This window comes from Pseudomonas sp. BN417 (assembly GCF_029871205.1).
Lineage (GTDB): Bacteria > Pseudomonadota > Gammaproteobacteria > Pseudomonadales > Pseudomonadaceae > Metapseudomonas.
In genome coordinates this window covers 33,236-53,751 of the sequence record NZ_SSOJ01000021.1, presented here as the reverse complement: position 1 = coordinate 53,751, position 20,516 = coordinate 33,236, and the positions used below count along the sequence as shown (strand labels likewise).

At 65.8% G+C, this 20,516-nt stretch carries 21 protein-coding genes; 9 read left to right on the top strand and 12 right to left on the bottom strand.

Annotated elements, in window-relative coordinates; translation table 11 throughout:
• Positions 1-312: 312 nt before the first annotated feature.
• Entirely contained in the window at positions 313-897 is a 585-nt protein-coding gene (locus E8F11_RS01310) for a YajG family lipoprotein (protein ID WP_280286998.1), read from the bottom strand.
• A gap of 177 nt (positions 898-1,074) precedes the next feature.
• Between E8F11_RS01310 and E8F11_RS01305 the strand changes: the two genes are divergently transcribed.
• Positions 1,075-1,308, top strand: coding sequence for a hypothetical protein (locus E8F11_RS01305; RefSeq protein ID WP_280286997.1), 234 nt, complete (start codon positions 1,075-1,077; stop codon positions 1,306-1,308).
• Positions 1,309-1,612: 304 nt separating this feature from the next.
• Positions 1,613-3,175, top strand: a complete 1,563-nt coding sequence (mqo, locus tag E8F11_RS01300; RefSeq protein ID WP_280286996.1) for a malate dehydrogenase (quinone) — start codon at positions 1,613-1,615, stop codon at positions 3,173-3,175.
• Between the two features lie 250 nt (positions 3,176-3,425).
• Here the strand turns inward: mqo and E8F11_RS01295 are convergent, their stop codons facing one another.
• Positions 3,426-3,713 carry a PA4642 family protein gene (locus tag E8F11_RS01295; protein WP_280286995.1) on the bottom strand — a complete coding sequence of 96 codons (288 nt, stop codon included), beginning with the start codon at positions 3,711-3,713 and terminating at the stop codon, positions 3,426-3,428.
• Positions 3,714-3,776: 63 nt separating this feature from the next.
• Positions 3,777-4,187, bottom strand: coding sequence for a hypothetical protein (locus E8F11_RS01290; RefSeq protein ID WP_280286999.1), 411 nt, complete (start codon positions 4,185-4,187; stop codon positions 3,777-3,779).
• 206 nt (positions 4,188-4,393) lie between these two features.
• Here E8F11_RS01290 and dauA point away from each other — a divergent pair, with 206 nt between their 5' ends.
• Positions 4,394-6,148, top strand: coding sequence for a C4-dicarboxylic acid transporter DauA (dauA, locus tag E8F11_RS01285; protein ID WP_280286994.1), 1,755 nt, complete (start codon positions 4,394-4,396; stop codon positions 6,146-6,148).
• On the opposite strand, the gene E8F11_RS01280 is transcribed toward dauA, so the two are convergent.
• Together E8F11_RS01280 and E8F11_RS01275 are read right to left on the bottom strand one after the other, a co-directional pair.
• Positions 6,115-6,588 carry a WbuC family cupin fold metalloprotein gene (locus E8F11_RS01280; protein ID WP_280286993.1) on the bottom strand — a complete coding sequence of 158 codons (474 nt, stop codon included), beginning with the start codon at positions 6,586-6,588 and terminating at the stop codon, positions 6,115-6,117. The genes dauA and E8F11_RS01280 overlap by 34 nt on opposite strands.
• Positions 6,589-6,591: 3 nt before the next feature.
• Positions 6,592-7,149 (bottom strand): hypoxanthine-guanine phosphoribosyltransferase, encoded by a 558-nt coding sequence (locus tag E8F11_RS01275; protein ID WP_280286992.1) that lies wholly within the window; start codon positions 7,147-7,149, stop codon positions 6,592-6,594.
• Between the two features lie 278 nt (positions 7,150-7,427).
• On the opposite strand from E8F11_RS01275, the gene upp reads away from it, so the two are divergent.
• Together upp and E8F11_RS01265 are read left to right on the top strand one after the other, a co-directional pair.
• Positions 7,428-8,066 (top strand): uracil phosphoribosyltransferase, encoded by a 639-nt coding sequence (upp, locus tag E8F11_RS01270; RefSeq protein WP_280286991.1) that lies wholly within the window; start codon positions 7,428-7,430, stop codon positions 8,064-8,066.
• Positions 8,067-8,069: 3 nt separating this feature from the next.
• A complete protein-coding gene (locus E8F11_RS01265; protein WP_280286990.1) occupies positions 8,070-9,347 on the top strand; it encodes a uracil-xanthine permease family protein in 1,278 nt (425 codons plus the stop codon).
• Between the two features lie 170 nt (positions 9,348-9,517).
• Here the strand turns inward: E8F11_RS01265 and E8F11_RS01260 are convergent, their stop codons facing one another.
• The 3 genes from E8F11_RS01260 to E8F11_RS01250 form a co-directional block, all read right to left on the bottom strand.
• Complete coding sequence (locus E8F11_RS01260) at positions 9,518-10,882, bottom strand: MFS transporter (protein ID WP_280286989.1); 1,365 nt, start codon at positions 10,880-10,882, stop codon at positions 9,518-9,520.
• Between the two features lie 162 nt (positions 10,883-11,044).
• Positions 11,045-12,073, bottom strand: coding sequence for a ferrochelatase (gene hemH / locus E8F11_RS01255; RefSeq protein WP_280286988.1), 1,029 nt, complete (start codon positions 12,071-12,073; stop codon positions 11,045-11,047).
• Positions 12,073-12,981, bottom strand: a complete 909-nt coding sequence (locus E8F11_RS01250; protein ID WP_280286987.1) for a TIGR01777 family oxidoreductase — start codon at positions 12,979-12,981, stop codon at positions 12,073-12,075. Before E8F11_RS01250 ends, hemH begins: the two co-directional genes overlap by 1 nt.
• Before the next feature lie 198 nt (positions 12,982-13,179).
• On the opposite strand from E8F11_RS01250, the gene E8F11_RS01245 reads away from it, so the two are divergent.
• The 4 genes from E8F11_RS01245 (at position 13,180) to phrB (ending at position 17,443) form a co-directional block, all read left to right on the top strand.
• Positions 13,180-14,163: an NAD(P)/FAD-dependent oxidoreductase gene (locus tag E8F11_RS01245; protein ID WP_280286986.1), complete on the top strand. Its 984-nt coding sequence runs from the start codon at positions 13,180-13,182 to the stop codon at positions 14,161-14,163.
• A 210-nt stretch (positions 14,164-14,373) separates the two neighbouring features.
• Complete coding sequence (locus tag E8F11_RS01240) at positions 14,374-15,036, top strand: DUF1722 domain-containing protein (RefSeq protein WP_280286985.1); 663 nt, start codon at positions 14,374-14,376, stop codon at positions 15,034-15,036.
• A 2-nt stretch (positions 15,037-15,038) separates the two neighbouring features.
• The gene (locus E8F11_RS01235) at positions 15,039-15,968 is read left to right on the top strand and encodes a MerR family transcriptional regulator (protein ID WP_280286984.1); all 930 of its coding nucleotides are present in this window, start codon (positions 15,039-15,041) and stop codon (positions 15,966-15,968) included.
• Positions 15,969-15,979: 11 nt separating this feature from the next.
• The gene (gene phrB, locus E8F11_RS01230) at positions 15,980-17,443 is read left to right on the top strand and encodes a deoxyribodipyrimidine photo-lyase (protein WP_280286983.1); all 1,464 of its coding nucleotides are present in this window, start codon (positions 15,980-15,982) and stop codon (positions 17,441-17,443) included.
• Positions 17,444-17,529: 86 nt separating this feature from the next.
• Here phrB and E8F11_RS01225 read toward each other — a convergent pair whose 3' ends face one another.
• The 4 genes from E8F11_RS01225 to prmC all read right to left on the bottom strand — a co-directional run bounded on the left by E8F11_RS01225 (position 17,530) and on the right by prmC (position 20,516).
• Positions 17,530-18,045, bottom strand: coding sequence for an acyloxyacyl hydrolase (locus E8F11_RS01225; RefSeq protein WP_280286982.1), 516 nt, complete (start codon positions 18,043-18,045; stop codon positions 17,530-17,532).
• 104 nt (positions 18,046-18,149) lie between these two features.
• Positions 18,150-18,944 carry a glutamate racemase gene (gene murI, locus E8F11_RS01220; protein WP_280286981.1) on the bottom strand — a complete coding sequence of 265 codons (795 nt, stop codon included), beginning with the start codon at positions 18,942-18,944 and terminating at the stop codon, positions 18,150-18,152.
• Positions 18,937-19,692 carry a molybdopterin-synthase adenylyltransferase MoeB gene (locus E8F11_RS01215; RefSeq protein WP_280286980.1) on the bottom strand — a complete coding sequence of 252 codons (756 nt, stop codon included), beginning with the start codon at positions 19,690-19,692 and terminating at the stop codon, positions 18,937-18,939. Before E8F11_RS01215 ends, murI begins: the two co-directional genes overlap by 8 nt.
• The gene (prmC, locus tag E8F11_RS01210) at positions 19,686-20,516 is read right to left on the bottom strand and encodes a peptide chain release factor N(5)-glutamine methyltransferase (RefSeq protein ID WP_280286979.1); all 831 of its coding nucleotides are present in this window, start codon (positions 20,514-20,516) and stop codon (positions 19,686-19,688) included. The genes E8F11_RS01215 and prmC overlap by 7 nt, the downstream gene beginning before the upstream one ends.

Below are 20,516 nucleotides of genomic sequence, written 5' to 3'. Positions count from 1 at the left end.
GGGACGAGCGGCATGGATGCCGCGAGAGGCGTGCGGGGCCATGGATGGCCCCTCACGCCGGGCGCCCGGAGCAATGATGTCGCGAGGGAACCCCGGCGAAGCCGGGGCCGGATGCAGGGGCAAGCGTTCTTGGTTACTTCTTTGTGGTTCGGCATCCCGACGTTTGAAAGAAGTGACTCGCCGGGAGGCGAAACAGAGACTCGCAGCCCACTCGATAAGCAGCTCGGCTCAAGACTCGTTAGCAACACTTAACGCAGACATAGCCAATGAAAAAGCCCGGCACGAGGCCGGGCTTTTTCATGCGGGGACGACTTACTGGGCCAGCAGCTGGCCGATGGTCGGGTCCTTGAAGGCGCGGGTCAGGGCGTCGCTCAGCACATCGGTCACCAGCTTGGTGTTGGTCTGCTGGTTGGGTGCGGTACCGAAGCGCTGGTTCAGCGAGGCGCCGTACTTGCCACTGTAGCGGCGGGTGCTGTTCTGCACGTCGACACGGAAGCTGGCGCTGATAGTGGCCTCGGTCACATAGACGCCTTCCTTCGGCGACTGATACTTGAGGTCGGCCAGGGTCAGGGTCAGCTGAGGCGCGTTATAGGCGTTGGGCGACGGGGTGAAGCCCAGCAGGCGCACAGCCGCTTCGGCCTCGGCCTGCAGGCGCGGCAGGAGGTCCTGGCTCTGCACGCTGATGGCGCTGGTTTCCGCGTAGATGCCACCGCGGGTGCCGAGTACGGGCGAAGGACGCCCGTCGGCGACACGCACTACCACGGGCTGGCCCTGGCCGACCGGAGTCAGCGGGCCGGTGAGTTTGGGTTGCGGGCTGAGTTGTTGCGGGCTGAGGGCACAGCCGACGAGGGTCAGGCTGAGGGCGGCCAGCAGGCCGAGCAACGGGCGTTTCAGCATGCTTGATCTCTCCAGGAATGAAGGTAAAACGGCCGGCAGTATAACCAGCCGGCATGGGTACTGACAGAGCGCCAGCACCGCATGCAATGTCAGACATCCGCGCAAGAACGCGGTTCCTGTCATGCCCCTGTCACGCCCCCGTGGGATAAAGGCGCTGCACTCAACGGAGCAATCCCGATGATTTCCCTCTGGTCGCTGTTTCCTCGCCGCCCGCAACGCCGCTGCTTCGCCCTGCTGGATGCCGCCGGCATCTGCCGTGGCCTGCACCAAGCAGCCGGATGCCCAGCGAGCGGCCACTGGGTGGAAGTGCATGAAACCCGCCTGGCCTGGATCGGCCAACCCCTCCCCGCCAGCGCCCGGCTCATGCCGGTCGTCGGACAGCCTGCGCGCCGCAGGGCGTTGGCAGCCTGACCGGCGGAAGAAGAAAAGTCACACCAACCGCCCTATTCCCCCCATTTCATCGTTATAATCGCCCCCCGATTATAAGGTCGTCTCCTGATCGGGCCTCGCAACACCGCTCCTCGCACCCGCTTGGGCATCCGCACAGCCCCACAGAGAGCCGTCCACTTTTCGCGCTGCCACTCGTTGGCTCGCCGCATCCTTTCGCCCGAATTGCAAACGCTTTTGCAGGGACGCATGCGTAAACACGCGCGCAGACGGAAGCGGCCTGCCCGGGGGTAGGCGATCCTTTTGAGGTTCACGTCTCCAAAAGAGCGTGAGAAGACGGTTTTTCACTACTTCACGAGAGAGTGGCGAGCAAATGGCGCAAGACGATAACCAAGCAGTGGACGTGTTGCTGGTCGGGGCCGGCATCATGAGCGCTACGCTGGCGGTACTGCTTAAAGAGCTCGATCCAGGCATCAAGCTGGAGATCGCGGAACTTCGCGAATCCGGGGCCATCGAGAGCTCCAACCCCTGGAACAACGCGGGTACCGGCCACGCAGGCCTCTGCGAGCTGAACTACACGCCCCAGGCGGCTGATGGCTCCATCGACATCAAGAAGGCCGTGAACATCAATGCCCAGTTCGAGGTCTCCAAGCAGTTCTGGGCCTACATGAGCGGCAAGAGCGCCTTCGGCTCGCCCAGGAATTTCATCAATCCGGTCCCGCACCTCTCCTTCGTGCGCGGTGAGAAGGACGTCGCCTTCCTCAAGAAGCGCCATGAGCTGCTCCGCCAGCACCATGCCTTCAGCGAGATGGAATACACCGAAGACCGCGCCACCATGGCCAAATGGACGCCGCTGATGATGAAAGGCCGCGATCCGGCCGAGAAAATCGCCGCGACCCGCGCCATGAACGGCACCGACGTCAACTTCGGCGCGGTCACCAACCAGCTGCTGCAGTACCTCGCCAGCCTCTCGGGCACCCGCGTCAGCTACTTCCAGAAGGTCACCGACCTCAGCCGCAGCGACAAGGGCTGGAAAGTCAGCATCAAGAACACCGAGACCGGCGCCAACCGCGAGGTGTCCGCGCGCTTCGTGTTCCTCGGCGCCGGCGGCGGCGCGCTGCCGCTGCTGCAACTCTCTGGCATCGAGGAAGGCAAGGGCTTCGGCGGCTTCCCGGTGAGCGGTCAGTGGCTGCGCTGCGACAATCCCGAAGTGGTCAAGCAGCACCAGGCCAAGGTCTATAGCCAGGCCGAAGTCGGCGCCCCGCCGATGTCCGTACCGCACCTGGACACCCGCGTGGTCGACGGCAAGAAGTCCCTGCTGTTCGGGCCCTACGCCGGCTTCACCACCAAGTTCCTCAAGCACGGCTCCTTCATGGACCTGCCGCTCTCGGTGCGCCCGAGCAACCTGCTGCCGATGCTTTCCGTGGCCCGCGACAACCTGGACCTGACCCGCTACCTGATCAAGGAAGTGATGCAGTCCCAGGACCAGCGCCTGGACGCCCTGCGCAAGTTCTACCCGGACCTGAACCCGGCCGACTGGCGCCTGGAAGTGGCCGGGCAGCGCGTGCAGATCATCAAGAAGGACAACAAGAAAGGCGGCATCCTGCAGTTCGGCACCGAGCTGGTCTCCTCCACCGACGGCAGCATTGCAGCCCTTCTTGGCGCGTCCCCGGGCGCTTCGGTAACCGTTTCCATCATGCTCAACCTGATCGAGCGCTGCTTCGCCGAGCAGGCCCGCTCCGAGCAGTGGACGGCCAAGCTGAAGGAAATCTTCCCGGCCCGTGAGAAGGTGCTGGAAAGCGATGCGGCCCTGTATCGCGAAATCAGCGCCCGCTCCGATGAGCGCCTGGGACTGACCAGCGTCGGCACTGCGACCCAGAGCATCGCCTGAGGGTCGCGCTGAATGAAAGAACCGCCCTTCGGGGCGGTTTTTTTATGGCTCCTCGTCCTCGACATAGAGAATGGGCGGTGCAAGTCTGTCGTACTTCATCGATCCACCAATCGTGCTCAGGCCCGGCTGAGCTGGTGGATATGAAAAGCGATATCCACCCTACGGGAGTGCCCATCCTTGCGGCTGCGAGGGCTTTCTCGCCCACAAAAAAGCCCGCTCGATGGCGGGCTTCTTCACCAACTGGAGGCGATCAGCCGCGGGCTGCCTTGATCACTTCGATATAGGGCTCGGCCTGGCGCTGGTCCTGGATCAGGGCGATGAAGTCGTTACCCTGCTCGTCCTTGGCGTTCAGGTCGTAGCCGGCCTCGACGAAGAAGCCGACGAAGCGCTCGAAGTCGTCGATGCGCAAGCCGCGGTAGGCTTTGATCAGCTTGTGCAGCGACGGCGGCGTGGAATCGGCCGGCTCTACCGCGAGGAACAGCTTGATCGAGTCATCGGTGATCTCTTCGCCAATCACCTGCTTCTTGTCTTTACGCATCGCTCACATCTCTCAGGCCGGGTATCACGGGGCGGGCAGTTTACCCCCGGCCGGCCTTCGGGCTCAACGCAGGCGCACCGCGCCGCTGTGCAGGTCGGCCCAGACATGGCCGTTGGAATAACTGAGGAACTGGCAATAGACCGGCCCGTTGCGCAGCAAGTCGAGCACCGCGGCGTACTGCGCCAGCGGGTAGTTCAGCTGCAGGATGCGTTTTTCGGTGTCGTAGCTCGGCTTCTTCAGGCTCTTGCCTTCGGCGTCGAACTGGATCACCACCTGGCGCACGTCGGCGCCTTTGCTCAACGGCTTGCCCTTCAGGCGCAGCACGGTGGGCGAGGTGATGGGAATCGGCTGCTGGTTGGACTGGCGCTGGCTGCCGAGCACCACCGAGTACTCGCTGATCTGGATCAGTTGCTGCTGTTCGGGCGTTTCCTGGCGCAGGGAGAGGTCGTCCGGCGGCAGGAACTGGGCGTGCATCGGCGCCAGCTCGGCAGCCCCCAGGGGCAGGCTCAACGACAGGGCCAGGCAGGCCCCGAGACGCAGGGAAACGGGCATCGGCAACTCCGGAGTCAGACAGGCGCACCACTCTAGCACGGGCTTTTCGGACACGGGCATTCGACTCAGGTCGGCATCTCGCCGCGCCGCCAGCCCCTATACTCGGAGCTTCTGCCAACGGAGTGACCATGTCCGGATACCTGCCTCCCCTCTTCGCAGCCCTGCGCCAAACCTGGCGCGAGGGCTACACCCTGGCCGCGCTGCGTGGCGACCTGGCGGCCGGGCTGACGATCGGTATCATCGCCATCCCCCTGGCGATGGCGCTGGCCATTGCGGTAGGCGTGGCGCCGCAGCACGGCCTGTACACGGTGCTGATGGCGGCGCCGCTGATCGCCCTCACCGGCGGCTCGCGCTTCAACGTATCCGGCCCCACGGCGGCCTTCGTGGTCATTCTGCTGCCCATCACCCAGCAGTTCGGCCTGGGCGGATTGCTGCTCTGCACCCTGATGGCCGGGTTGATCCTGATCATCATGGGCCTGGCGCGCCTGGGCCGGCTGATCCAGTTCATCCCCTATCCGGTCACCCTGGGCTTCACCGCCGGCATCGGCATCGTCATCGCCACCCTGCAAGTCAAGGACCTGCTCGGCCTGCAACTGGCCGAAGCGCCGCAGAACTATGTGGAGCAACTGCGCCTGCTGGCCGGGTCGTTGCCTACGGCGCACCTGGGTGATGCCCTGGTGGCCGCCACCTGCCTGGCGGTGCTGCTGGTCTGGCCGCGCCTGGTGCCCAAGGTCCCGGGGCATCTGGTGGCCCTGGCCCTGGGCGCCCTGCTCGGCCTGCTGCTGGAAGCGCTGCAGATTCCCGTGGCCACCCTGGGCGAGCGCTTCAGCTATGTGGTGGACGGCGTCAGCCACCCCGGCATCCCGCCCTTCCTGCCGAGCTTCGCCTGGCCCTGGCAACTGCCCGGCCCGGATGGCCAGCCCCTGGGGCTGACCTTCGAGCTGGTCCGCCAGCTGCTGGCGCCGGCTTTCGCCATCGCCATGCTCGGCGCCATCGAGTCGCTGCTGTGCGCCGTGGTGGCCGACGGCATGGCCGGCACCCGCCACGATCCCAATGCCGAATTGCTCGGCCAGGGCCTGGGCAACCTGGTGGCGCCACTGTTCGGCGGCATTACTGCAACGGCCGCCATCGCCCGCAGCGCCGCCAACGTGCGCGCCGGGGCAAGCTCGCCGGTCGCCGCCATCGTCCATGCTGGCGTCGTGCTGCTGGCGATGCTGCTCCTGGCGCCGCTGTTCAGTTATTTGCCGATGGCCGCCCTGGCGGCGCTGTTGCTGATGGTGGCCTGGAACATGAGCGAAGCACGGCATGTGGCCCACACCCTGCGTATCGCGCCGCGCAACGATGTCGTGGTGCTGCTGGTGTGCCTGGTGCTGACCGTGCTCTTCGATATGGTGCTGGCAGTGGGCGTCGGCCTGCTGCTGGCCGCTGGACTCTTCATCAAGCGCATGAGCGACCTCACTGACACCGCCCCCCTGCCACAACACTTCCACGAGGCGCTGCGCGAGCTGCCCGAGCAGGTGCTCGCCTATGCCATCCGCGGGCCGCTGTTCTTCGGTGCAGCGGAGAAGGCCCTCAGCGTGCTGCGCCGCTTCAACCCGGAAGTGAAGGTGGTGATCGTGGAGATGAGCGCCGTTCCGCTGCTGGACATGACGGCGCTGGCGGCCCTGGAGAACCTGCTGCACGACTACAGCCGCCAGGGCATCGGCCTGGTGCTGGTGGGCACTTCACCACGCGTGCGACTGAAACTGCGCCGCGCCGGCGTGCACCGAGAAACAGGCCGGCTGGCTTACGTGAAGACCCTGGAGCAGGCTCGCGCCAAGGCCTTGCGCTGGCTGGAGCCGGAAGCGCCTCAGTTGAACAGCGACGTCATCCAGGCCAGGTAAGCGGCAACGCCCTCTTCCCCTTCGCGGGGCGCCCAGGCGGGATGTTCGCCCTCGCCCAGCGGACGATAGGGACCGGCCTTGCATTCGAACAGGATGCTGTCCGGCTCCAGCACCACCAGGGCGTGGAACAGGCCCGGCGGCAGGTCGACGCCGACACAGTCGCCGCCGGCGACCAGCTCGCGCTTGTCGGTAACCTCGCCGCTGTCGCTGAAAATCAGCAGGCCCAGGCGGCCCTTGAGTACCAGCAGACCCTCCGCCTTGTCGGCGGACAGGTGACGATGCGGCGGGATGTAGGTCTCGGGCTGCAGCCCCACCGCCAGGCGGTGGCAGGGCTCTTCCATCTCATGGAAGTTGTGGTGCTGGCGCTTGCGCGGGCTCGCCGCGGCCTTGCCGGCCAGTTCAGCGAACAGGGCCTGATCGAGGAAACGCGGCGTGCCCATGGTTCAGAGCCCCTTGACCGCGAAGATGCCGGCGGCGTTGCGCCAGTAGCCCTTGTAGTCCATGCCGTAGCCGAAGATGTAGCGGTCTTCGCAGTCCAGGCCCACGTAGTCGGCCTTCAGATCAGGGCGCGCCTTGCGGTCGTGGGTCTTGTCGATCAGCACGGCGGTGTGCACATGGGCGGCGCCGGCGTGCTTGCAGAAGTCGATGATGGCCGCCAGGGTGTGCCCCTCGTCGAGGATGTCATCGATGATCAGCACGTCGCGATCGATGAAGGAGATCTCCGGCTTGGCCTTCCAGAACAGCTCGCCGCCGCTGGTTTCGTTGCGGTAGCGGGTGGCGTGCAGGTAAGACAGCTCCAGCGGGAAGCCCAGCTTGGGCAGTAGCTTGCCAGCGAAGATCAGGCCGCCGTTCATCACGCAGAAGACCACCGGGTTGCGCTCAGCCAGTTCGCCGTTGATGGCGTCGGCGACCTGGGAAATGGCCGCCTCGACCTGGGCTTCGGTGTACAGGCAGTCGGCTTCGGCCATCACCTGGCGGATGTGTGCGAGATCGGCGGACATGGCAATTCCTCTGGGTTCGACGGGAGCCGCACAGGGCTCCCGCAGGGAAACTTGAACGGGGCGTCAAGATAAAAGTCGGCAAAGGTACTCATCCGACTGCCTCGGAGCAAGTCCCGACGGATGAGCGTCGACCATACTGCAGCAGGTGTGCCGCTGACGGACAGTTCCTTTATTCCCCGCGACATCGCCGTGGAGACCGCCCAGTCAGTGCAGCACAGCCTGTAGCCAATGGATTAAGCTAACGCAATTTTTTTGCCAGCCCGCCGGAGAACCCTCCCATGCCCATCCGTGAGATCCGCCATCCGCTGATCCGCCACAAGCTCGGCCTGATGCGCCGCGCCGACATCAGCACCAAGAACTTCCGCGAACTGGCACAGGAAGTCGGCGCCCTGCTGACTTACGAAGCGACCAACGACCTGCCCCTGGAAAGCTACGAGATCCAGGGCTGGGCCGGCACCGTGCAGGTGGAGAAGATCGCCGGCAAGAAGATCACCGTGGTGCCGATCCTGCGCGCCGGCATCGGCATGCTCGACGGCGTGCTCAGCCTGATCCCGGGCGCCAAAGTCAGCGCCGTGGGTGTCGCCCGCAACGAAGAAACCCTCGAAGCCCACACCTACCTGGAGAAGCTGGCTCCGGAGATCGACGAACGCCTGGCGCTGATCATCGATCCGATGCTGGCCACCGGCGGTTCCATGGTCGCCACCATCGACCTGCTCAAGCGCGCCGGCTGCAAGGAAATCCGCGCCATGGTGCTGGTGGCCGCGCCCGAGGGCATCAAGGTGGTCAACAACGCCCATCCGGACGTGATGATCTTCACCGCGTCCATCGACCAGAAGCTCAACGAACACGGTTACATCATTCCGGGCCTTGGCGATGCCGGCGACAAGATCTTCGGCACCAAGCAGAAGGAAAACTGATTGATGAGCGACGACTTCAAGGACCCGCTCTGGCGCCAGGTGATATCCGGCGCCCAGATGCTCTTCGTGGCCTTCGGCGCCCTGGTGCTGATGCCGTTGATCACCGGGTTGGACCCCAACGTGGCGCTCTTCACTGCAGGCATGGGTACCCTCCTCTTCCAACTGGTCACCGGCCGCCAGGTGCCGGTTTTCCTGGCCTCCAGCTTCGCCTTCATCACCCCGATCATCCTCGCCAAGGGCCAGTTCGGCCTGGCCGCGACCATGGGCGGCGTGGTGGCGGCCGGTTTCGTCTACACCTTTCTGGGCCTGGCGGTGAAGATCAAGGGCACCGGCTTCATCGACCGCCTGCTGCCGCCGGTAGTGATCGGCCCGGTGATCATCTCCATCGGCCTGGCCATGGCCCCCATCGCCGCCAACATGGCCATGGGCAAGGCCGGTGACGGCACCGAACTGATCCCCTACGCGACCGCCATGTGGATCTCCATGCCGGCACTGCTGACTACCCTGATCGTCGCGGTGTTCGGCAAGGGCATCTTCCGCCTGGTGCCAATCATCTCCGGCGTGCTGGTGGGCTTCGCCCTGTCTTTCTGGTTCGGCGTGGTGGACACCGCGAAGATCGCCGCCGCCCCCTGGCTCGAGCTGCCCAACTTCGTCGCTCCCGAATTCAACTGGCAGGCCATCCTGTTCATCGTGCCCGTGGCGCTGGCGCCGGCCATCGAGCACATCGGCGGGGTGATCGCGGTCGGCAGCGTGACCGGTCGTGACTACCTGAAGAAGCCCGGCCTGCACCGCACCCTGCTGGGCGACGGCCTGGCCACCTCGGCCGCCGGCCTGTTCGGTGGCCCGCCGAACACCACCTACGCCGAAGTGACCGGCGCGGTGATGCTGACCAAGAACTACAACCCGAAGATCATGACCTGGGCGGCGGTCTTCGCCATCGGCCTGGCCTTCATCGGCAAGTTCGGCGCCATCCTGCAGAGCATCCCGGTGCCGGTCATGGGCGGCATCCTCTGCCTGCTGTTCGGCTCCATCGCCGCGGTGGGCATGAACACCATGATCCGCCACAAGATCGACCTGGCCGAAGCACGCAACCTGGTGATCGTCTCGGTGACCCTGGTGTTCGGCATCGGCGGCATGCTGGTGGGCAGCGGCACCGGCCAGGACGACTTCGGCCTGAAGGGCATCGCCCTCTGCGCCATAGTCGCCATCGCCCTCAACCTGCTGCTGCCGGGCCATGAAACCTGGAAGCACAGCCGTCCGGACGACGCGCCGCATATCTGAGCTGGTGCAATTAAAGAGAAGCCCCGCGATTGCGGGGCTTTTTCATGGCTGTCGGTCGATGGTTTTCGCTTCGCTCAACCCTACAAGGCTTCCGTAGGTTGGGCTGAGTTCGACGAAACCCAACAGCGGAGTTCCGGGAATCGTTGGGCTTCGCTTTGCTCAGCCACAACCTACGAAGGCTGCGCATCGCGGAGCGTGGCGTCGTCCTGTACCTCCACGCCCCACTGCTGCAGTCGCTTCAGGCTTTCCCGATAGGGCTTGAGCCCCATCCACAACAGCACCACCGAACTGGTCACCGCGAGGGAGGTGACGATCAGCAGGGAGTAGCGCAGCGCGGCGTCGTCGCCGAATACGTAGTCCGTGAACAGCGCCACCGCCGTCGGCCCGAGGCCCAGGCCGATCAGGGTGATGACGAAGAGATAGATGGCCGAGGCCTGGCCGCGCATGGAGTTGGGCATGATCTCCTGGATCGCCGCCGGCGCGACGCCGAAGGGCATGCTCAGGCAGAACACCGTGGGCGCCATCAGCACCGTGACCCAGAAGGCATCGTCCAGCAGCGGGAAGAGCACCACCAGCGGCAATGCGCCCAGGGCGGCGAAGAGGCCGACGCGCATGTTGGCATCGCTTCGCCCGTGCTTGGCCATCCAGTCCGCCAGGCGCCCGCCGAAGACGATGCCCAGGCAGCCGAACACCGCCACCACGCTGCCGTAGACCACGCCCACCTGGCCGGCGTCCCAGCCATAGGTGCGGATGTAGAAGGTGGGAATCCAGGCGGCGCTGCCATAACCGGCAAAGGCCAGGCCGGCAAAGCCGAAGTTGTGGCAGATCACCGTGCGTCTGTTGCTGCGCAGGTAGCGCCCGACTTCGGCCAGGGGCACCACGACCCCGGCGCCGACGCCGCGCCGCTGCGGTTCGCGCACCGCCAGCATGAGCAGGGTGAAGAGCACCCCGGCTGCGCCCAGGGCGAGGAAGATCAGCTGCCACGGACGCACTTCGCCCAGCAGCGGCAGGGTGACTTCGCCTTGGGCCGAAGCGAACTTGATCACCAGCCCCCCGAGCAGGAAGGCCAGCCCGGAGCCCAGGTAGACGCCCATGGAGTAGACGCTGATGGCTGTGGCGCGGCGTTCCTTGGGGAAGCTGTCAGCGATCAGCGAGAAGGCCGCCGGCGACAGCGCCGCCTCGCCAACGCCGACACCGATGCGGCATAGCAGGAACTGCCAGTACAGCCTGGCCATGCCGCAGGCCGCGGTGGCGGCGCTCCAGAACAGCACACCGACTGCGATCAGGCCGCGCCGGCTGCGACTGTCAGCCAGGCGCCCGAGGGGGATGCCGCAGACGGTGTAGAAGAGCGCGAAGGACAGGCCCATCAACAGGCTCATCTGCGTATCGTTGATGGCAAGGTCGCGGCGGATGGGCTCCACCAGCAGGTTGAGGATTTGCCTGTCGATGAAGGACAACACATAGGCCAGCATCAGGATGGCGACTGTGGTCCAGGCATACAGACTCGAGGGGTAGCCGTTGTTCTTGTTCTGCACTGGGCTCTCCTCGGCGCCGCGGTGCGGCGCACGACGGTGGTAGGAGAACCCAGCTTAGGTGGCCATGGACAGCCTGAATACCGAAGAGCGCGACATATAGGCGACATGAATGCGTCTCGTGCCCTCCGGATGATGTCGTAATTCGAAATATGGCCGACAGCTTCAGAGCGGACGCACCGCCGTCTCGCACAACCGCGCGAGGCTCGCGACCCATTGCGGGTGGCTGTTCAGGCAGGGCACCAACACCAGCTCCTGGCCACCGGCCTCCTGGAACTGCTCGCTGCCGCGCTGGCCGATTTCCTCCAGCGTCTCGATGCAGTCCGCGACGAAGGCCGGGCACATCACCAGCAGCTTCTTGACGCCCAGGCGGCCCAGTTCCTCGAGACGGGTCTCGGTATAGGGCTCGATCCATTTGTCCCGGCCCAGGCGCGACTGGAAGGACACCGACCATCGCCCGGGCTGCAGCCCGGCGCGCTTGGCGAAGGCCTCTGCGGTGCGCTGGCACTGGCTGCGGTAACAGACCGCCAACACCTCGTCGCTGACGCCGCTGCTATCCCTGGCGCGCAGGTCATGCTGCGGGTCGATACCCTTGACCAGCTTGCGGATGTGCCGCTCGGGCAGGCCGTGGAAGCTCAGCAGCAGGTGGTCGAAGTCCTGCTCCAGATAGGGCTTCGCGCTGGCCACCAGGGCGTCCAGGTAATCGGGTTCGGCGAAGAACGGCTCGAGCACTGAGACCTGCAGTTGCAGGCCCAGCTCGCGGACCACCCGGCGGGCTTCTTCGATGGCGGTGGTGGTGGTGCTCTCGGCGAACTGAGGATAAAGCGGGGCCAGAGTCACGCGCTTGATGCCTTGCCCGGCGAGCTTGCGCAGGGCACCTTCGATCGACGGCTCGCCGTAGCGCATCGCCAGATCCACCGGCCCGTGGGGCCAGTGCGGCGCCATGGCCTCCTGCAGTTGGCGGCTGAGGACGATCAGCGGCGAGCCGTCCGGCCACCAGATGGACGAATAGGCATGGGCCGACTGCGCCGGCCGCTTGATCAGGATCAGCGAAACCAGCAGTCGCCGCAGCGGCCAGGGCAGGTCGACCACATAAGGGTCCATGAGGAACTGGTCGAGGTAGCTCCGCACATCCTCCACCTTGGTGGAAGCCGGGGATCCCAGGTTGACCAGCAGCAGCGCGTGATCAGTCATCAAACATCCTTAGGCTTCAGCAAGTCGCCGAGCGCCGTGTCCAGATCGGTGAATGCAAAGGTGAATCCCGCCGCCTGCAGGCGCGCCGGCACCGCTCGCTGGCCACCCAACAGCAGGCCGGCCAACTCGCCCAGCAGCAGGCGCAGGACGAAGGCCGGCGCCGGCATGAAGGCCGGCCGCCCCAGCGCGCGCCCGAGGCTGCGGGCGAAATCGCGGTTGCGCACTGGCTGCGGCGAGCACGCATTATAGGGACCGCGCGCGTCTTCCCGCCGCAAGAGAAAATCCATCAGGGCGATTTGATCATCCAGGTGCACCCAGGACATCCATTGCCGACCATTGCCGAGCGCTCCGCCGAGCCCCAGCTTGAATGGCGGGACCAGGCGCTTGAGGAAGCCACCGTCCCGCGCCAGCACCAACCCGGTGCGCACCAGCACCACACGGGTGCCAAAAGCTTCCGCACGCTGCGCGGTTTCCTCCCAGGCCACGCAGAGCTGACTGGCGAAGTCCTCGGTCACCGGCGGCGAGCCCTCGGTCAGTTCGCGTTCACCGCCATCGCCGTACCAGCCCACGGCCGAGCCGTTGAGCAGCAGCCGCGGCTTCTGTTCGCGCTTTTCCAGCCACTCCAGCAGCTGCTCGGTAAGGGTGATGCGGCTGCCCCAAAGCTGTGCCTTGCGCTTGTTGCTCCAGGGCCGATCGGCGATAGGTTCGCCGGCCAGGTTGACTATGGCGTCCAGCGGCTCGTCGCCGTAGTCGGAAAATCCGCTGATTCCACGCACCGTGCGCCCGCACAGGCTGGCGACACTCTGCGGCCGGCGGCTGAGCACGGTGAGCTGGTGACCGTCGTCCAACCAGCGCTGGCAGAGCGCGCGACCTATCAGACCAGTACCGCCGGTCAGCAATATGTGCATGGCATCCTCCTCGCATGGCGCTAAGTACGGATATCGCCCTAGTCTGGTTTATGACGTTCGGACGTGCCCTGGATTGAGCCACGCACCGTCAGAATTGCAGAAGACCGCGATTGGAACCGATCAACCTGTACAGAGCTTGAATATTGTACAGGTCTTGTCTAAAGCGTAGCCTGTAAGCCATAGGTAACGAGGTAGACCATGAGTGCACCTATCGCCATCATCGGAACCGGCATAGCCGGCCTTTCCGCCGCCCAGGCGCTACATGCGGCTGGGCAGAACGTTGAGCTCTTCGACAAGAGTCGCGGCAGTGGCGGGCGCATGGCCAGCAAGCGCAGCGATGCCGGCTCGCTGGACCTTGGCGCGCAATACTTCACCGCCCGCGATCGCCGCTTCGCCGAAGTGGTCCAGCAATGGCGCGACCGGGGCTGGGTCGCGGAGTGGTCGCCCAGCCTCTACAACTTCAGCGACGGCCGCCTGCACCCCTCGCCGGATGAGCAGATCCGCTGGGTCGGCACACCGCGCATGAGTGCGATTACCCGCGCCATGCTTGGCGCCCTGCCGGTGAACTTCGCCTGCCGTATCACCGAAGTCTTCCGCGGCGAACGCCACTGGGGCCTGCAGGATGCCGAGGGTCTCAGCCACGGCCCATTCAGCCATGTCATAGTCGCGACCCCTGCCCCACAGGCCACGGCTTTGCTCGCCTCGGCACCCAAGCTCGCCGGTGCTGCCGCCAGCGTCGCCATGGAGCCCACCTGGGCGGTGGCGCTGGGCTTCGACACGCCGCTGGATACGCGTGTCGAGGGCTGCTTCGTGCAGGACAATCCGCTGGACTGGGTAGCGCGCAACCGCTCGAAGCCCGGTCGCGAGGCCGGCCTGGACACTTGGGTCCTGCATGCCAGCAGCGCCTGGAGCAGGCAGCACCTGGACATGCCCAAGGAAGCGGTGATCGAGCACCTCCACGGCGCCTTCGCGGAAATGATCGGCTGCGCCGTACCGGCACCGAACTTCAGCCTAGCCCACCGCTGGCTCTACGCCCGGCCTTGCCAGGCGCACCAGTGGGGTGCACTGGCCGATGCCGACCTGGGCCTCTATGCCTGTGGCGATTGGTGCCTGTCCGGCCGAGTGGAAGGTGCCTGGCTCAGCGGCCAGGAGGCCGCCCGCCGGCTGCTCGAGCATCTGTAACCGCGCCGCGGCTCGCGCTACAAGTTGCTGCTACCGAAATGGACGGCCGTGAGGCCGTCCAACGCTGAAGAACTTCTCCCTCTGCTGGCTCGCTGCACCTCCTGTCCAAAGCCTGTACAAGTCATTTGACTTGTACAACTTGCTGCCTATGATTGCAGAAAAGCTGTACATGAAAAAGCCTCTGTATAAGTCATGTCCAGGTAGCGCTCCATGCCCATGCCCTTCGATCTGCCGCAGCGCCCCAAACTGGGTATCAGCGCCTGCCTGCTCGGCGCCCCTGTGCGCTACAACGCAGGGCACAAGGAGTCACGCTTGTGCAGCCATAGCCTGGCGCACTACGTCCCCGACCTGCCGCTGGCAGAAGCCGGCCGCCTCAACGACCCGGAGCTGCGGGAGAACCTCCTCACCCGCGTCTACGCCTACGCGCAATGGCAGGAGCTGTGCCGCGAGGGCCTCAGCCACAAGGCGATCATCGACTTCCATTCCCGCTACAAGTATCAACTGATGGCCAACGACCCGGTGCAGTACAAGGCCCTCGGCCGCCTGCTCGGCAACGTCGGCGCCCATGCGCCGCAGGAGATCGGCCCGCGCTACTTCTCGACGCTGATGGCGGCCCTGAAGAAGTGCGCCACTCGCGGCAGCCACAGCAACGTGCTGCAGCACCTCTGCGGTTATCTCAAGCGCCATCTGGACCGGGACGAGAAAGCCGAGATCCAGCGCCTGATCGAGCAGTACCGTTCCGGAATGGTTCCGCTGGTGGTACCCCTCACCCTGCTCAAGCACCACTTCAACAGCCACCCGGACAGCTACATCACCCAGCAGGCCTATCTGCAGCCGCATCCGGAAGAACTCAGCCTGCGCAACGTCCTCTAGCCATGGACAAGACTTCCGACAGCCCACGGGAGACCGACTACCAGGCCGCCCTCGCCAAGGGCCTGCTGCCGATTCGCGAAGTTGCGCGGCAGACCGGCGTCAACCCGGTGACGCTGCGCGCCTGGGAGCGCCGCTACGGCCTGATTGTGCCGCTGCGTACCGGCTCGGGGCACCGCCTCTACAGCGCAGAGGACGTGGCGCGCATCCGCCTGATCCTCACCTGGATGGAACGCGGCATTGCGGTAGGCCAGGTCAAGGGCTTGCTCAACACCCCCCAGACACCCACTGCAGCGGACGCCTCGCCGGCTTCACCCTGGGAGGAGCAGCGCCGCTACCTGATGCAGGCCATCGCCAACCTGGCCGAGCGCCAGCTGGACGAGCGCTTCAATGCCGCCATGGCGCTCTACCCGCCCCTGACCCTCTACCGCCAGCTACTGCAGCCCCTGCTGGATGAGCTGGAACAGCGCTGGCGCGGCCAGTTCGGCAGCCAGGTCGAACGTGTATTCCTCCACTCCTGGCTGCGCACCAAGCTGGGCGCACGCATCTACCACAACAACCGGCAATGCGGTGGAGCCCCGCTGCTGCTGGTAAACGGCTCCGACCTGCCAATGGAGCCGGGCCTCTGGCTCACCGCCTGGCTCGTCAGCAGCGCCGATTGCTCGGTGGAAGTGCTCGACTGGTCGGTGCCCGCGGTCGAGCTGAGCCTGGCGGTGGCGCGCATCCAGCCTCGCGCCCTGCTGCTCTACTCCAGCCAGCCGCTGCGCCAGGACCAGTTGCCCAGGCTGCTCAACGGCCACCCATGCCCCTGCCTGCTGGGTGGCCCTGCGGCGGCCATCCACCAGACCGGAGTCGAGCCCGGCACCACGCTGGCCGAAACCCCGCTGGACGCACTCCAGGCCCTGCTCGACCTCGGCCTGCTGCACAACCGATAAAGGAAAGACTCATGCGCCAGCTCATGTGGTTCCGCACCGACCTGCGGGTGCTGGACAACAGCGCCCTGCACGCCGCCCTTCTGGCCGGCCCCACGCTCGCCCTGTACATCATCAGCCCCGGCCAGTGGCGGGCCCACGACGACGCCCCGGCCAAGGTGGACTTCTGGTTGCGCAACCTCGCCGAGCTAGCCAAGTCCCTGCGCCGGCTGAATGTGCCGCTGCTGGTCCGCCACGCCGACACCTGGGCAGAGGCACCGCAGCTGGTCCGGGGACTGTGCCACGAGTTCGACCTGGGCGCGGTGCAGGTCAACGAGGAATACGGCGTCAACGAAAGCCGACGCGACCAACAGGTGGCCGCCGCACTGGCCGCGGACGACATCCACCTGCAAAGCCACCTCGACCAGCTGTTCTTCCGCCCCGGCAGCCTGCTTACCCAGTCGGGCGGCTATTTCCAGGTCTACAGCCAGTTCCGCAAGCTTTGCTACCAGCGCCTGCACAGCGCCCTGCCGAGTTGCCTTCCCGCCCCGCGTCCCCAGGCCGACCTGGGGATCGCCTGCGATTTCCCGCCCACCAAGGTGGAGGGGTTTCCCACCCCGCCGGACAGCCTGCGCCAGCTCTGGCCGGCGGGCGAGGATGCGGCCCGCGACCGGCTGGACACCTTCGCCCTGGAAGAGCTCTGGTGCTATGAAGAGCGCCGCGACTTCCCCGCCCAGCCCGGCACCAGCCAGCTCTCCCCCTACCTCGCGGCCGGCGTGCTCTCGCCCCGCCAGTGCCTGCACGCGGCCCTGCAGGGCAACCAGGGGGAATTCGACAGCGGCAACCCCGGTGCCGCCTGCTGGATCAACGAGCTGCTCTGGCGCGAGTTCTACAAGCACATCCTGGTGGGCTACCCGCGGGTCTCCCGCCACCGCGCCTTCCGCCAGGAAACCGAGAACCTGGCCTGGCGCCACGCCCCGGACGAACTGGCGGCCTGGCAGCAGGGCCGCACCGGCATCCCGATAATCGACGCAGCCATGCGCCAATTGCTGGCCACCGGTTGGATGCACAACCGCCTGCGCATGGTGGTGGCCATGTTCCTGACCAAGAACCTGCTGATCGATTGGCGCGAGGGCGAACGCTGGTTCATGCGCCACCTGATCGACGGCGACCTGGCGGCGAACAATGGCGGCTGGCAGTGGAGCGCCTCCACCGGTACCGACGCCGCGCCCTATTTCCGCATATTCAACCCCATCAGCCAGTCCCGACGCTTCGATCCGGACGGCCGATTCCTGCGCCGCTGGCTGCCGGAGCTGGAGCACCTGGACGAGCGAGATATCCACAACCCCGCCGGCCTCGGCGGGCTCTTCGGTGTGGATAGCTATCCCGCGCCGCTGGTGGACCTTTCCGCCAGCCGTGAACGGGCGCTGGTTGCCTTCAGGAACCTGGCGGAGCGCTCTTGGCAGGTTGCTGCGGCTCCGCCTGTTGGGCTTCGCTGAACTCAGCCCAACCTACGACTTGCGCCCAGTCGACAGCCAATAAAAAACCGGGCGCTAGGCCCGGTTTCTGGTCTTGCAGCTATGCCTCAGAAGGACAGGCGATAGTGCAGGTTGTAGGTCTCGATACCATCGTTCGGCTGTTTGATGCCGGCGTTGGAGTAGTGGATGGCGCGAATGCCGACTTCCTGGTTGGCAAAGCGCAAGCCCAGGCCCAGGCGGTCTTCGAACTGGAAGGAGGTGCTCAGGTCGTTGTCTTCCAGCTCGGTGCTGTCGAACAGGGCGACGCCGATACCGGCTTCGACGTAGGGCTTCACGGTCTCGCCGGCGAATTCGTAGATGAACATCGGGGTGAAGGACAGGCTATGGTTGCTGGCGCTCTCGTCGCCATCCCAGTAGGTGTAGGCAGCATCCCAGTAGCCGGTCAGGCGTCCTACGTCGCTTTGGAACCAGCTGCTGGAGAAGTCGAACTGGGTGCCCAGCCGATAAGTCATGGTGGATTCACCGGTCTGGCCGATGTCCAGGGAGACGCCTGCTGCCTGGGCGGTGACGGCCTGACCGAGAGAAATGGCTGCAACTGCGGCCCAGCAGAAAAACTTCTTCATTCAAAACAGTCCTTTTTCTGAAGTGCTGACAGAAAGTGTTAATACCTGTCAGCGATTATAGATAGCTTTTTAATCGGGGAAAGCAATCTAGGCCACTTTCCGCCTCAGCCTGGGAACTTGTCCACTCGGGCAGAGTCGCCCCAGAGAATCGGCAGTACTTCCTGCATCGCCGCGGGGTCGCCACTGGACCAGAAGCGGCAGCGCTCGGCCGGTCCCGCCGCCAGCAGACCACGCGCATCCAGCAGGCGCTGCAGTTGTCGGGCCACCGCGGCACCGGTGTCGATCAGGCTGACCGAGTCCGGCACCAGCTGGTGCAGCAACGGGCGCAGGAAGGGGTAATGGGTGCAGCCGAGGATCAGCGTGTCGCAGCCTTCGGCCAGCAGGGGCTCGACGTAGCCGGCCAGCAGCTGGCGGGTATCCGGGCCCATCAGGTCGCCGGCCTCGATGCGTTCGACTAGCCCCGGGCAGGGCTGGGTGATCACCCGCACATCACCGGCGAAACGGTCCAGCAAGGCGGCGAACTTGGCGCTCTTCAGCGTCCCGGTGGTCGCCAATACGCCTACCACACCACTGCGGGTAGCGGCGGCGGCCGGCTTCACCGCCGGCTCCATGCCGACGATGGGCAGCTGTGGATAACGCTCACGCAGGTCGGCCACGGCGGCCACGGTAGCGGTGTTGCAGGCCAGCACCAGGGCCTTGGCACCCTGGCCGAGGAGGAACTCGGCGATGTGGTGGCTGCGTTCGCGGATGAAGTCGGCGCTCTTCTCGCCATAGGGCACATGGCCGCTGTCGGCTACATAGAGCAGGGACTCATTGGGGAGCAGCGCGCGGATCTCCCGTAGCACGGAGACACCACCCACGCCCGAGTCAAAGACGCCTACCGGCGCCGTCTCAGGCATGCCGAGCCCCACAGACTTCGCAGGCCGGGTCACGCTTGACCCGCAGTTCGCGGAAACGGCTGCCAAGGGCATCCACCAGCAGCAGGCGCCCCACCATGGGTTCGCCGAAGCCGGCCAGCAGCTTGAGCGCTTCCAGCGCCTGCAGACAGCCCACCAGCCCCACCAGCGGGCCGACCACGCCGGCTTCGCTGCAGGTCAGTTCGGCCTCGCTGCCATGACCGTAGAGGCAGTGGTAGCAGGGGCTGTCGTCGCGACGTGGATCGAACACCGAAAGCTGGCCTTCGAGGCGGATGGCGGCGCCGGACACCAGCGGCTTGCCGGCGGCCACGCAGGCGGCGTTGACCGCTTCGCGGGTGCCGAAATTGTCGGTGCAGTCCAGCACCAGGTCCACGGTGGCCACGGCAGCGGCCAGGGAATCCTCGTCCAGCGCACGGGTGACGGGCACCAGGCGCACTTCCGGGTTCAGCGCGGCGAGACGGCCCATGGCCGAGTCGACCTTGCTCTGCCCGACGCTGCTGCTGTCGTGGACGATCTGCCGCTGCAGGTTGGTCATGTCGACCGTGTCGAAGTCCGCCAGGTGCAGCTCGCCGACGCCGGCAGCGGCCAGGTAGAGGGAAACCGGAGAACCCAAGCCGCCGAGTCCGACAATCAGCGCGCGGGCCTGTTTCAGCCGCAACTGGCCGTCGACATCTATCTGCGGCAGGAGGATCTGCCGGCTGTAGCGGAGGAGTTCCTGATCGCTCAGCATGGCCATTGTCCGAGGGAGATGCGTTCATGGCCGCCGAGGTCGCGGCGGCTTTCCACCACCTTGAAGCCCTGGCGGGTCAACAGTTCGCGCACTGCGGCGGCCTGGTCGAAGCCGTGTTCCAGCAGCAGCCAGCCGCCGGGCAGCAGGTGGCGGGGCGAGTCCTGGATGATGATGCGGATGTCGTCCAGGCCATCGGCACCGGCCACCAGGGCGCTGACGGGCTCGAAGCGCACATCGCCTTCGGCCAGGTGCGGGTCCCGGGCGGCAATATAGGGCGGGTTGCTGACGATCAGGGCGAAACGCTGCTCGCCCAGGGCAGAGAACCAGTGGCTCTCGACGAAGCGGGCATTGTCCAGCTTGATCCGGGCGCGGTTGCGTTCGGCGAGCTGCACGGCAGCGGATACCCGGTCCACGCCCGTGACCGTCCAACCGCGGCGTTCGCAAGCCAGTGCCAGGGCGATGGCGCCGGTACCGGTGCCGAGGTCGAGCACCTCGGCAGTGCTCGCCGGCAGCAGCGCCAGGGCGGTTTCCACCAGCAATTCGGTGTCGGGGCGCGGGATCAGGGTATCCGGCGCCACTTCCAGGTCCAGGCTCCAGAAGCCCTGGTGACCGAGGATGTAAGCCACCGGCTCACCGCTGCGGCGGCGCTCCAGGAAGGCGGAGTAACGGTCTGCCACTTCCGTGGAAACCACCCGCTCCGGCCAGGTGTGCAGGAAGCTGCGCGGCTTGCCCAGGGCAGCGGCGAGCAGCAGCTCTGCGTCGAGGCGCTGAGTGGGCGAATCCGGCAGGTTAGCCTGGCTGAGGAGGCTGGCGATAATGGTCAC

Bases quoted from the DNA above. Each gene is read 5' to 3' on its own strand.
- E8F11_RS01290 (WP_280286999.1), bottom strand. From the start codon at position 4,187: ATGCACGCCCAGTTCCTGCCGCCGGACGACCTCTCCCTGCGCCAGGAA.
- E8F11_RS01305 (WP_280286997.1), top strand. From the start codon at position 1,075: ATGATTTCCCTCTGGTCGCTGTTTCCTCGCCGCCCGCAACGCCGCTGC.
- E8F11_RS01275 (WP_280286992.1), bottom strand. From the start codon at position 7,149: ATGTCCGCCGATCTCGCACACATCCGCCAGGTGATGGCCGAAGCCGAC.
- murI (WP_280286981.1), bottom strand. From the start codon at position 18,944: ATGCCTGAGACGGCGCCGGTAGGCGTCTTTGACTCGGGCGTGGGTGGT.
- E8F11_RS01295 (WP_280286995.1), bottom strand. From the start codon at position 3,713: ATGCGTAAAGACAAGAAGCAGGTGATTGGCGAAGAGATCACCGATGAC.
- E8F11_RS01265 (WP_280286990.1), top strand. From the start codon at position 8,070: ATGAGCGACGACTTCAAGGACCCGCTCTGGCGCCAGGTGATATCCGGC.
- E8F11_RS01245 (WP_280286986.1), top strand. From the start codon at position 13,180: ATGAGTGCACCTATCGCCATCATCGGAACCGGCATAGCCGGCCTTTCC.
- upp (WP_280286991.1), top strand. From the start codon at position 7,428: ATGCCCATCCGTGAGATCCGCCATCCGCTGATCCGCCACAAGCTCGGC.
- E8F11_RS01225 (WP_280286982.1), bottom strand. From the start codon at position 18,045: ATGAAGAAGTTTTTCTGCTGGGCCGCAGTTGCAGCCATTTCTCTCGGT.
- dauA (WP_280286994.1), top strand. From the start codon at position 4,394: ATGTCCGGATACCTGCCTCCCCTCTTCGCAGCCCTGCGCCAAACCTGG.
- E8F11_RS01235 (WP_280286984.1), top strand. From the start codon at position 15,039: ATGGACAAGACTTCCGACAGCCCACGGGAGACCGACTACCAGGCCGCC.
- phrB (WP_280286983.1), top strand. From the start codon at position 15,980: ATGCGCCAGCTCATGTGGTTCCGCACCGACCTGCGGGTGCTGGACAAC.
- E8F11_RS01240 (WP_280286985.1), top strand. From the start codon at position 14,374: ATGCCCATGCCCTTCGATCTGCCGCAGCGCCCCAAACTGGGTATCAGC.
- E8F11_RS01310 (WP_280286998.1), bottom strand. From the start codon at position 897: ATGCTGAAACGCCCGTTGCTCGGCCTGCTGGCCGCCCTCAGCCTGACC.
- E8F11_RS01280 (WP_280286993.1), bottom strand. From the start codon at position 6,588: ATGGGCACGCCGCGTTTCCTCGATCAGGCCCTGTTCGCTGAACTGGCC.
- hemH (WP_280286988.1), bottom strand. From the start codon at position 12,073: ATGACTGATCACGCGCTGCTGCTGGTCAACCTGGGATCCCCGGCTTCC.
- E8F11_RS01250 (WP_280286987.1), bottom strand. From the start codon at position 12,981: ATGCACATATTGCTGACCGGCGGTACTGGTCTGATAGGTCGCGCGCTC.
- E8F11_RS01215 (WP_280286980.1), bottom strand. From the start codon at position 19,692: ATGCTGAGCGATCAGGAACTCCTCCGCTACAGCCGGCAGATCCTCCTG.